This is a genomic window from Blastocatellia bacterium, assembly GCA_035275065.1.
Lineage (GTDB): Bacteria > Acidobacteriota > Blastocatellia > UBA7656 > UBA7656 > DATENM01.
Genome location: DATENM010000053.1, coordinates 1 through 10,818, shown reverse-complemented (window position 1 = coordinate 10,818; position 10,818 = coordinate 1). Strand labels below are relative to the sequence as shown.

Genomic DNA, 10,818 nt, shown 5'->3' with positions numbered 1-10,818 from the left:
ACAGGATGTTGTTGGAGGAGAGCATGAGCACGCTCGCCTCGATCTGCGCCTCCGGCGAGAGGGGGACGTGCACGGCCATCTGGTCGCCGTCGAAGTCCGCGTTGAAGGCGGTGCAGACGAGCGGGTGGATCTTGATGGCCTTGCCCTCGACGAGGATCGGCTCGAAGGCCTGGATGCCCAGGCGGTGCAGCGTGGGGGCGCGGTTCAGGAGCACGGGGTGCTCGCGGATGACGTCCTCCAGGAAGTCCCACACCTCCGGCCGCTGCTGCTCGACCATCTCCTTGGCCGCCTTGATGGTGGTGACGAGCCCTTCCTTCTCCAGCTTCGAGTAGATGAAGGGCTTGAACAGCTCCAGCGCCATCTTCTTGGGCAGGCCGCACTGGTGGAGTTGCAGCGTCGGGCCAACCACGATGACCGAGCGGCCAGAGTAGTCGACGCGCTTGCCCAGCAGGTTCTGGCGGAACCGCCCCTGCTTGCCCTTGAGCATGTCGCTCAGGCTCTTGAGCTTGTGGTTGCTCGAGCCGGACACGGCGCGGCCGCGGCGGCCGTTGTCGATCAGCGAATCGACCGCCTCCTGCAGCATGCGCTTCTCGTTGCGGATGATGATCTCTGGCGCCTGCAGCTCGAGCAGCCGCTTGAGGCGGTTGTTGCGGTTGATGACGCGGCGATAGAGATCGTTCAAGTCCGAGGTCGCAAAGCGCCCGCCATCGAGCGGCACCAGCGGCCTTAGCTCAGGCGGAATCACCGGGATGACATCGAGAATCATCCAGTCCGGGTGATTCCCGGAACGGCGGAAAGCGTCAACCACTTTCAGCCGCTTCGAATACTTGAGCTTCTTCTGCTGCGACGTTTCGTCCTTCATCTTCTGGCGCATTTCGGTTGCCAGGTTGTCAACGTCAACGCGCTTCAAGTGCTCTTTGATGGCCTCGGCGCCCATCTTCGCGGTGAAGCGACCGGCGTACTCGGACATCAACTGGCGGTAACGCTCTTCCGTCAGCAGGTCTTTCTCTTTCAGCTCGGCCACGTCACCCGGATCGATGACGATGTAGGATTCAAAGTACAACACCTTCTCAAGCTCGCGCAGCGGGATGTCGAGCAGGTGGCCGATGCGACTGGGCAAGCCCTTGAAGAACCAGACGTGCGAGCAAGGCGAAGCCAGCTTGATGTGGCCCAGGCGCTCGCGGCGGACCTTCGATTGGGTGACCTCGACGCCGCACTTGTCGCAGACGACGCCGCGGTGCTTCATGCGCTTGTACTTGCCGCAGAGGCACTCCCAGTCGGTGACCGGCCCGAAGATTTTGGCGCAGAACAGCCCGTCACGCTCCGGCTTGAAGGTGCGGTAGTTGATCGTCTCCGGCTTGGTCACTTCGCCGTGCGACCATGAAAGAATCTTTTCCGGTGAAGCCAGACTGATGCGAATCGCTTCAAAGTCAGGTGCCAGGTTCGTCTTCTGTTCGTGTGTTCTAAACATTACGTTCACCTTCCTCCGCTTCGATTGCGGATTGCGGATTGCGGATTGCGGATTGGAGAATGATCTGCGACTTCAAATTTGAAATCTCAAAATCGGTCTCCATAATCCGCAATCCACAATCCGCAATCCGCAATCCGTTACTCGGTTACCGCTTCCTCTTCTTCGCTGCGGCGCATCAACTCAACGTCGAGACAGAGCGATTGCAGCTCGCGGATCAAGACGTTGAATGATTCGGGCACGCCGGGGTCGAAGTCGGCTTCGCCTTTGACAATCGCTTCGTAAATCTTCGAGCGCCCGGCCACGTCGTCACTCTTGGCCGTCAGCAGCTCTTGCAGGATGTGCGCGGCGCCGTAGGCTTCCAGCGCCCAGACTTCCATTTCGCCGAAGCGCTGGCCGCCGAACTGCGCCTTACCGCCGAGCGGCTGCTGCGTGATCAGCGAGTATGGCCCAATCGAACGCGCGTGAATCTTATCGTCAACCAGGTGCGACAGCTTCATCATGTAGATGTAGCCGACCGTCACCTTCTGCTCGAACATATCGCCCGTCATGCCGTCAAACAACGCCGTCTTGCCCGACGTCGGCAGGCCGGAATACTCAAGCAGGCGCTTGATGTCGGCCTCGCGGACGCCGTCAAAGACCGGCGAAGCGAACGGGATGCCTTCGATCAGTTGACGCGCATGCTCGACGAGGTCGGCATCCGCCATCGCCGTGAAGCGCTCCTGCTGCTCGGGCAGCGTGAAGACGTCTTTGTAGATTTTGCGAATGCGGTCGGCGCGCGCCTCGTCCGACAACAGGTCGCCGAGCATGCGGCCAATACTCTTCGACGCCCACCCGAGGTGGGTTTCGAGAATCTGGCCAACGTTCATGCGCGACGGCACGCCGAGCGGGTTCAAGACGATCTCGACCGGCGTTCCATCCGGCAGGTACGGCATGTCCTCTTCGGGCAGAATGCGCGCGATGACGCCCTTGTTGCCGTGACGGCCCGCCATCTTGTCGCCGACCGAGAGCTTGCGCTTCATGGCGACGAAGACCTTGACCATCTTGATGACGCCCGGCGGCAGCTCGTCGCCCTTCTTCAGCTTCTCGACGTTTTCGCTATGAAGCTGTTGCTGGACTTTGATCTGCCGCTCGGTGCGGCGCTCGATCTCGTTAATCTCGGCCTGGATGTCGAGCCGCGCGTTGGCGATCTCGATCTTGCGCAGCGCCCCCATCTCAAGCGTTTCCAGCTCCTCGCGCGTCAGCTTGGTGCCTTTCGCAAGCAGCTTTTTGCTCTTGTAGACCAGGTCATCCGAGAGCCGCTGGCCTTCGAGCAACTCATAGATGCGCTTGTTGCGCTCGTCTTCGAGAATGCGCGTTTCGTCGCGCAGGTTCTTTTCTAGCTTCTCCTCTTCGGCGCGCTCGATGGCGAGTGAACGCTCGTCCTTCTCCGCGCCCTTGCGGGTGAAGACCTTGACGTCAACGACGATGCCGTCAATGCCCGGCGGGCAGGTCAGACTGGCATCGCGCACATCGCCGGCCTTCTCGCCGAAGATGGCGCGCAGCAGCTTCTCTTCCGCCGTCAGTTGGGTTTCGCCCTTGGGCGTCACTTTGCCGACGAGGATCGAGCCCGGCTTGACGTAAGCGCCGATGCGGATGATGCCCGAATCGTCCAGATCGCGCAGCGCCGATTCCGAAACGTTCGGAATGTCGCGGGTGATCTCTTCGGGGCCGAGCTTGGTGTCGCGGGCTTCGACTTCGAGCTCTTCGATGTGAATCGAAGTGAACGAGTCTTCCTTGACCAGCTTCTCGCTGACCAGGATGGCGTCTTCAAAGTTGTAGCCGCGCCACGGCATGAAAGCCACCAGCACGTTGCGCCCCAGCGCCAGCTCGCCGCCCTGCGTGCAAGGCCCGTCGGCGATGACATCGCCTTTGCGAACGTGCTGGCCTTCGCGCACAATCGGCTTCTGGTTGATGCAGGTGTTCTGATTCGAGCGCTTGAACTTCGTCAGCGCGTAGATGTCGGCGTTGATCTCGCGCGAGGTCGTGCCGCCGATGCCGTGCTCGGCGCGAATGATGATGCGCTCGGAGTCAACCGAGTCCACCACGCCATCGCGCTTGGCCAGCACCACCGCGCCCGAATCCTGCGCCGTGACGCGCTCCATGCCTGTGCCGACGAGCGGCGCTTCGGCGCGCAGCAGCGGCACCGACTGGCGCTGCATGTTCGATCCCATCAAGGCGCGGTTGGCGTCGTCGTTTTCGAGGAAAGGGATCAATGACGCGGCGACCGACACCAACTGCTTCGGGCTGACGTCAATGAACTCCAGCTCGTGCGGCTCGTTGAAGCGGAAGTCGCCCGCCTTGCGCGACGCGGTGCGCTCCTGTGTGATGTTGCCGTGCTTGTCGGTCTCGACCGACGCCTGGCCGATGGTGTAACGATCCTCTTCCCAGGCCGACAGGTAGAACGGGTACGGCTCATGCTCTGCCGCCACACTGCCGTCCGCCGTCAGCTTCTTGTTGACCTTGTCCACCTGTTCTTTCGGCAGGTGGTCGCCGATGTTGAATTCGCTGTCGCCCGCCGACAGCACGCGGACGTAATCGATCACCCTCCCGTTTTCGACCTTGCGGTAAGGCGACTCGATGAAGCCGAACTCGTTGATGCGCGCAAAGCACGACAGCGACGAGATCAAGCCGATGTTCGGGCCTTCCGGCGTCTCAATCGGACAGATGCGCCCGTAGTGCGTCGGGTGCACGTCGCGGACTTCGAACCCGGCGCGCTCGCGGCTCAAACCGCCTGGCCCGAGGGCCGACAGGCGGCGCTTGTGGGTAATCTCCGACAGCGGGTTGGTCTGATCCATGAACTGCGAGAGCTGGCTTGAGCCGAAGAACTCGCGCACCGCCGCCGTCACCGGCTTGGCGTTGATCAGGTCGCGCGGCATGGCCGTCTGCATCTCCTGATGGATCGACATCTTTTCTTTGATGGCGCGCTCCATGCGCACCAGGCCGATGCGGAACTGATTCTCTAACAGCTCGCCGACGGCGCGCACGCGGCGGTTGCCCAGATGATCGATGTCGTCGGCTTCGCCGATGCCCTTGCGCATCTTCAGCACGTAACCGATGACGTCAACGAAGTCCGTCGTCGAAAGCGTCTGCTGATCCAGACGGTCGCGCTCCGGTTTGCCGAGCTTGATGTTGGCCTTCAAGCGACCGACGCGCGAGAAATCGAACTTGCGCTCGTCGAAGAACATGCCGCGGAACAGGTTCCACGCCGTCAGGATGGTCGGCGGGTCGCCGGGGCGCATCTTACGATAGATTTCGAGGATGGCGTCGCGCGGCGTCTTCACCGAATCCTTCTTGAGCGTCTGGCTGATGACCGTGCCGACTTCGTCGCGCTCGGGGAAGAAGATTTCGACTTCCGTGACCCCGGACTCGACGATCTGCTGCCACTCGCGCGCGGTCAGCTCGGTGTTGGTTTCGGCGACGACTTCGCCGGTCTCGTGGTTGATCAGGTCGTCGGTCAAGAACGCGCCTTCGATCTCGCCGGGGTCAACCACAACCGACTTGACCTTCGCTTTGCGCAGCGTATCAATGTCTCGGCGCGACAGCTTCTTGGCGTTGGTGCCGCCACGCACAATCACGTCGCCCGACTTGTCTTCGACGTTTTCGGCCAGGTGCAGGCCGACGATGCCCTCGTTCGGCTCGAAGTGCAGCCGCCCGCCTTGAATGGCCGCCTTCTGCGAGTTGTAGAACATGCGCAGCACTTCGGCGTCGGTATAGCTCGAATGCTTGATGATGTCTTCGAGCTGCGAGTCGGTGCCGATCTTGTCGAGATCGATCTTCTCCATCAGGCCGAGGGCGCGCAAAAAGACCGTGCCGTAGAACTTGCGCTTGCGATCAATGCGCACGTAGAGCAGGTTCTTGGTGTCATACTCGAACTCGACCCACGAGCCGCGATAGGGGATGACCTTGGCCAGAAAGTAGGTGTTGTTATTCGCCTTCTCAAAGAAGATGCCGGGCGAACGGTGCAATTGGCTGACGATGACGCGCTCCGTTCCGTTGATGATGAACGTGCCGTTATCGGTCATCAGCGGAATCTCGCCAAAGAAGACCTCTTCTTCTTTGATGTCGCGGATAGACTTCTGGCCGGTATCTTCGTCCGTGTCCCAGACGGTCAGGCGAATCTTGACCTTCAGGGGCACGGCATAGGTCATCGATTTTTCCTGGCACTCTTTTTCGGAGTGCTTGTGCTGCAAGGTCACCGGCTCGCCGCAATTGTCGCACAGCACCGGCGACACCGTGTTCATGGTGCCGCACTGCGAGCAGACCACGTCTTCGGCCTGATAAGGATTGACGCGCAAGATGTTGCCGCACGAGCGGCAGTTGGTGCGCAGGTGATAAAGACCTTCCAACTGGCCGCACTTGCATTGCCAGTTGCCGATGGAATACTCAACGAAATCGAGCTGCGAGGTTTCGCGGAAGTCGGTGATCGGGAAGACCGAGCGGAAGACCGCTTGCAGGCCAATGTTCTCGCGTTCCGCCGGCAGCAGGTCCATTTGCAGGAAGCGATTATACGACTGGCGCTGCACCTCGATCAGATTGGGGATACGAATGGCCGTTTTGATGCGTGAAAAATCGAACCGCTCACGGCCTACGCCGTTGCCGTTGTTGAGTTGTGCTGACATATCTCTCCTTGATCAGAAGGCAAGAAAACGCTTGCAGGGCGGCACACCCGTCCCAGCCTGGTTGGAGAAGCTTTTGTACGCAAAACGGGGTGTGTATTGCGATTCAACTTCAAAGCTGAAATGTTGCGGCCTCACTGCAAGCCATCGAATTTTCGCAGACACAAATGCGAAGCACGGCTGGAGACACCTCATCCAACCGCGAGCTTCGCGAATTTTTGAGCGCAAACTTATTTTTATTACCGTCGCCGTCCTTTAACGTCCTGAATCAAGATTTTACACAGAAGTCGCGGGATCGGTCAAGCCGCGCCGGGCGTCGGGTGCTGGGTGCCAGGTGTTGGAGATTGGCAATTGCGACTTCTCCGACCCTAACACCCAACCCCTGTCGCCTACTTCAGCTCAACGGTCGCGCCCGCATCCGTGAGTTTCTTGCGAAGGGTCTCAGCCTCGTCCTTGGGCGCGGCTTCCTTGACGGCCTTGGGCGCGCCTTCGACCAGGTCCTTGGCTTCCTTGAGGCCGAGGTTGGTGATCTCGCGCACGACCTTGATGACGCCGATCTTCTTGCCGGGGTCAGCCAGGCCGGTGAGGATGACATCGAACTCATCCTTCTCCTCGACCACCGGGGCCGCCGCCGCGCCTGCCGCCGGGGCCGCCGCGACTGCCGCCGCCGCCGCCGACACGCCGAAGGTCTCTTCCATCATCTTCACCAGTTGTGACGCTTCCAACAGCGTGAGGTCTTTAATCTGATCAACGATTCCTTGAAGTCTTTCTGCCGACATAATCTATACTCTCCTCTTAAAATCTTCTGCCTGTTAGCCCGCCGCTCGACCGGCTAACGCTCGGCGGCCTCGCCGGTGCATCTCCGACATTGGCCTGCCTGCCACGCCGCCCCACTGACACGCTGCAAAGCGGCAATTCCATTTTGGATTTTAGATTTTGGATTGGCAGAGCGCCGCAGGTTTAACCGCGCCGCCTTTTCCTCAATCCAAAATCTAAAATCTAAAATCCTATGCGTTTTCTTTCTGCGCCCGCACCTGATCAATAACCACCGTCAGATTGCGCGCCACACCGGCGGTCGCCACCGCCAGCCGCTGCGCGCCGCTGTTGATCAGGAACATGATCTTCGAGACCAGCTCTTCCTTCGACGGCATCGTGGCAATCGCCTCGATGTCCTGCACGCGGATGGCCTGGCCTTCAACGATGCCCGCCTTGAAGGAAAAGACCGGGCTTTCTTTGGCCCACTTCGACAACACCTTGGCGAGGGTGACCGGATCGTCTTTCGACAAAGCGATGGCCGTCGCGCCGGTGAAGTTTTCCTTGATCGAATCCATCGGCGTGCCTTCGGCGGCGCGGATGGCCAGGGTATTCTTCACGACGCGGTAGCTCAGGTTCGCCTGGCGCAACTCGCGGCGCAAGCGCTCGTCGTCGCCGACCTTAATGCCTTGAAAGCCGACGAGCAGCGCGTGCGGCGACTCCTGAAACTCCTGGTGGAGAACGTCTATCTCCTGCTGTTTCTGTGCCCTTGTTTTCACAATTCTTCTCCCAGCCGATTTTGGATTTTGGATTGCCGATTTTGGATTCAAGGAACGGCGTTGATTTCGTCCCTCAATCCAAAATCCAAAATCGCCGCGCGCGAAGCGCGTCTCTAGCTATGAAAATCCAAAATTAAAACTCCGCGGTGTTGAGCTTGATGCCCGGCCCCATCGTCGATGAGAGCGTCGCGTTCTTCACGTACTTGCCTTTGGCCGCCGACGGCTTGGCGCGCATGACCGCGTCAATCAGCGTCTTGGCGTTTTCGGCGAGCAGTTGCGGCTCGAAGCTCACTTTGCCTACGGGCGCGTGAATGACGCCGGTTTTGTCAACGCGGAACTCGACCTTGCCGGCCTTGGTTTCGCGCACGGCGCGCGCCACGTCCGCGGTGACGGTGCCGGTCTTCGGGTTCGGCATTAAGCCGCGCGGGCCGAGGATTTTGCCGAGCTGACCGACGCCGCGCATCATGTCGGGCGTCGCAATCAGCGCGTCGAAGTCGAGCCAGCCGCCCTTGATGCGGGTGACGATGTCGTCGCCGCCCGATTCGTCGGCGCCCGCATCCTGCGCTTCTTGCAGCTTGTCGGGCGTCCCGGCAATCACCACGACGCGCTTCGACTTGCCGAGCCCGTGCGGCAGCACCACCGTGCCGCGCACCATCTGGTCGGCTTTGCGCGGGTCAACGCCGAGCGTCATATCCAGCTCGACCGTTTCATCAAACTTCGCGTAGGCGATCTTCTTGGCAAGCTCGACCGCTTCCGGGACCGTATAGAGCCGGTTGCTCTCGATCTGCTCAACCGCCGCTCTGTATTTTTTTCCTGCCATAATTCCTCTCCAGGTAGTTAGCGTGGCCGGCCACAAACGGGCGGCGGCCACTCCCTCAAGGCGTCCGCGCGGCTCCTGAGACTGGCGCGACCACCTGCCGCGAAACAGGCCACGGGAGCCGGTTTCAGCGTCTTCGGGCAGAAGCGCATGTCGCCAGTGGGCGGCGTGGACGGTTAGTCTACGATTTCCAGCCCCATGTTGCGCGCCGACCCTTCGATGGTTCGCATGGCCGATTCGAGCGACGTGGTGTTGAGGTCGGGCATCTTGGTGCGCGCAATCTCTTCGATCTGCTTGCGCGAGATGCGCCCGATCTTATCGCGGTTGGGCCGCGCCGAGCCTTTCTCGATGCCGACCGCCTTCTTGATCAAGTCGGTGGCCGGCGGCGTCTTGGTGATAAAGGTGAAGGAGCGATCCGCGTAGACCGTGATGACGACGGGGATTTTCATATCACCGACGTTGGCGGTCTTGGCGTTGAACGCCTTGCAGAACTCCATGATATTGACGCCGTGCTGGCCGAGCGCCGGGCCGATTGGAGGAGCGGGGTTCGCTTTCCCCGCCGGGACTTGCAGCTTGATGTACGCAGTAATCTTCTTTGCCATAATCGGGTCGCTTGCGAGCCAGCCTGGTCAGGCTGAAACTCTCCCCTTTCTGAAAGGATGAATGATGAGCAATGAGTTAAAGAACTCATCCGCCATTCATCATTCATCGTCCATCGTTTCAAGTTATTCTTCTTCCGAGAACGTCAATTTCTCAACGTCGAGGAAGTTCAATTCAACGGGCGTCGAGCGCCCGAAAATCGTTACCATCACCTTGAGCACGCCCTTGTCAGGGTTGATCTCTTCGACCTGACCTGTAAAGCCGCTGAACGGCCCCGACAGGATGCGAACATGCTCGCCGTGTGCAAACGTATGCTTCGGTTTCGGCTTCTCTGCCGCCTCGGTGACGTGATGCACGATCTGGTCAACCTCTTCAGCCGTGAGCGGCGTCGGTTTCTGGCCGCCGACAAAGCCGGTCACCTTCGGCGTTGACTTAATCAAGTGCCAGGTCTTCTCGCTGACTTCGGCATTCTCGTCCGTCTCGATCTCGACCAGCACATAGCCGGGAAAGATCATGCGCGAGGTCTCGACGCGCTTCGAGCCGCGCATCTCGACAACGGTTTCAGTGGGCACCAGCACCTGATGGATCTGATCGCCCATGTCGTAGGCCTGGATGCGCGATTGCAACGACTCGCGCACTTTCTTCTCGTAGCCCGAATAGGTGTGAATGATGTACCAGTTTGTGGGCATAACGTCCGTGCCTAGCGAAAGACTTTTTCGAGCGCCTCGAAGCCGAGGGTAATGAGGCGGTCAACGCCCCAGAGGTAAAAGCCGAAGAAGAAGATGGCCACCAGGACAACAACCGTCGTGCTCCAGACTTCGTTGCGCGTCGGCCAGCTTGTCTTGCGCAGCTCGGTTTTGACGTTCTGATAGAAGTCGCCGATGCGCCCGCCGAACGAAAGCTTCGGCCTTCGCGCCGGGCGCTCGCCACTCTCTTCGCTGCCCGTGTCGCGCTCCACAGCCGGGCTCAACGCCTTTTCATCATCATCTGGAAACTCAGTCACTCGAGTCATTGCACCACCTCTACGACTAACGAACAGGGGTACCAGGATTCGAACCCGGCCTTACGGTTTTGGAGACCGCCGTGCTAGCCGCTAACACTATACCCCTAAACCGATTTTAGATTTTAGATTTTAGATTTTGGGACAGGCCGCCCCAATCCAAAATCGGCAATCTAAAATCCAAAATCGAATCACTTCGTTTCTTTGTGCGCGCGATGCACACGGCACTTGTTGCAAAACTTCTTGAACTCAAGACGGTCGGGCGTCTTCTTCTTGTTCTTGGTCGTTACATAATTGCGATTCTTGCACTCGGTGCATTGCAACGTAATGTTATCTCTCGGCATAAATCCTCAACTTAAAAGCGCGATCTTATGATCGGCGCAACGAACGGCTGCCGGGGCCGCGAAAGCGGCTCCGGCAGCCTGTTTCAAAGCTACTCCAGGATTTCAGAGACGGTGCCGGCGCCGACCGTGCGCCCGCCTTCGCGGATCGCAAACCGCAGCCCCTTCTCCATCGCTATCGGGTTGATCAACTCGATCTCCAACTGCGAATTGTCTCCCGGCATCACCATCTCCACTCCCTCCGGCAACTGCGCCACCCCCGTCACGTCCGTCGTCCGAAAATAAAACTGCGGCCGGTACCCGCTGAAAAACGGCGTGTGCCGCCCGCCCTCTTCCTTCGTCAGCACGTACACTTCCGCCTTGAACTTCGTGTGCGGGTTGATGCTCCCGGGCTTCGAGATC

Annotated in this window: 10 protein-coding genes and 1 tRNA gene; all 11 read right to left on the bottom strand. The window is 59.7% G+C overall.

Going from position 1 to position 10,818, the window contains the following annotated elements:
- Positions 1-1,471 (bottom strand): DNA-directed RNA polymerase subunit beta' (locus tag VJ464_11480; GenBank protein HKQ05746.1); only part of this gene is annotated, 1,471 nt, incomplete at its 3' end.
- 137 nt (positions 1,472-1,608) lie between these two features.
- Complete coding sequence (gene rpoB, locus VJ464_11475; GenBank protein ID HKQ05745.1) at positions 1,609-6,129, bottom strand: DNA-directed RNA polymerase subunit beta; 4,521 nt, start codon at positions 6,127-6,129, stop codon at positions 1,609-1,611.
- Positions 6,130-6,515: 386 nt separating this feature from the next.
- Positions 6,516-6,905 (bottom strand): 50S ribosomal protein L7/L12, encoded by a 390-nt coding sequence (gene rplL, locus VJ464_11470; protein HKQ05744.1) that lies wholly within the window; start codon positions 6,903-6,905, stop codon positions 6,516-6,518.
- 228 nt (positions 6,906-7,133) lie between these two features.
- A complete protein-coding gene (gene rplJ / locus VJ464_11465) occupies positions 7,134-7,658 on the bottom strand; it encodes a 50S ribosomal protein L10 (GenBank protein ID HKQ05743.1) in 525 nt (174 codons plus the stop codon).
- A 133-nt stretch (positions 7,659-7,791) separates the two neighbouring features.
- Positions 7,792-8,478 (bottom strand): 50S ribosomal protein L1, encoded by a 687-nt coding sequence (rplA, locus tag VJ464_11460; protein ID HKQ05742.1) that lies wholly within the window; start codon positions 8,476-8,478, stop codon positions 7,792-7,794.
- Between the two features lie 173 nt (positions 8,479-8,651).
- Entirely contained in the window at positions 8,652-9,077 is a 426-nt protein-coding gene (gene rplK / locus VJ464_11455; GenBank protein ID HKQ05741.1) for a 50S ribosomal protein L11, read from the bottom strand.
- A 123-nt stretch (positions 9,078-9,200) separates the two neighbouring features.
- Positions 9,201-9,764: a transcription termination/antitermination protein NusG gene (gene nusG, locus VJ464_11450; protein HKQ05740.1), complete on the bottom strand. Its 564-nt coding sequence runs from the start codon at positions 9,762-9,764 to the stop codon at positions 9,201-9,203.
- Between the two features lie 11 nt (positions 9,765-9,775).
- Positions 9,776-10,087 carry a preprotein translocase subunit SecE gene (gene secE / locus VJ464_11445; protein ID HKQ05739.1) on the bottom strand — a complete coding sequence of 104 codons (312 nt, stop codon included), beginning with the start codon at positions 10,085-10,087 and terminating at the stop codon, positions 9,776-9,778.
- A gap of 24 nt (positions 10,088-10,111) precedes the next feature.
- Positions 10,112-10,184 (bottom strand) — tRNA-Trp (locus VJ464_11440).
- A gap of 82 nt (positions 10,185-10,266) precedes the next feature.
- Positions 10,267-10,419, bottom strand: coding sequence for a 50S ribosomal protein L33 (rpmG, locus tag VJ464_11435; GenBank protein HKQ05738.1), 153 nt, complete (start codon positions 10,417-10,419; stop codon positions 10,267-10,269).
- An 89-nt stretch (positions 10,420-10,508) separates the two neighbouring features.
- On the bottom strand, positions 10,509-10,818 hold a 310-nt coding region (tuf, locus tag VJ464_11430; protein ID HKQ05737.1), incomplete at its 5' end, for an elongation factor Tu.

Coding starts and splice junctions, on each gene's coding strand:
- rpoB (HKQ05745.1), bottom strand. CDS start 6,129: ATGTCAGCACAACTCAACAACGGCAACGGCGTAGGCCGTGAGCGGTTC.
- secE (HKQ05739.1), bottom strand. CDS start 10,087: ATGACTCGAGTGACTGAGTTTCCAGATGATGATGAAAAGGCGTTGAGC.
- rpmG (HKQ05738.1), bottom strand. CDS start 10,419: ATGCCGAGAGATAACATTACGTTGCAATGCACCGAGTGCAAGAATCGC.
- rplK (HKQ05741.1), bottom strand. CDS start 9,077: ATGGCAAAGAAGATTACTGCGTACATCAAGCTGCAAGTCCCGGCGGGG.
- nusG (HKQ05740.1), bottom strand. CDS start 9,764: ATGCCCACAAACTGGTACATCATTCACACCTATTCGGGCTACGAGAAG.
- rplL (HKQ05744.1), bottom strand. CDS start 6,905: ATGTCGGCAGAAAGACTTCAAGGAATCGTTGATCAGATTAAAGACCTC.
- rplA (HKQ05742.1), bottom strand. CDS start 8,478: ATGGCAGGAAAAAAATACAGAGCGGCGGTTGAGCAGATCGAGAGCAAC.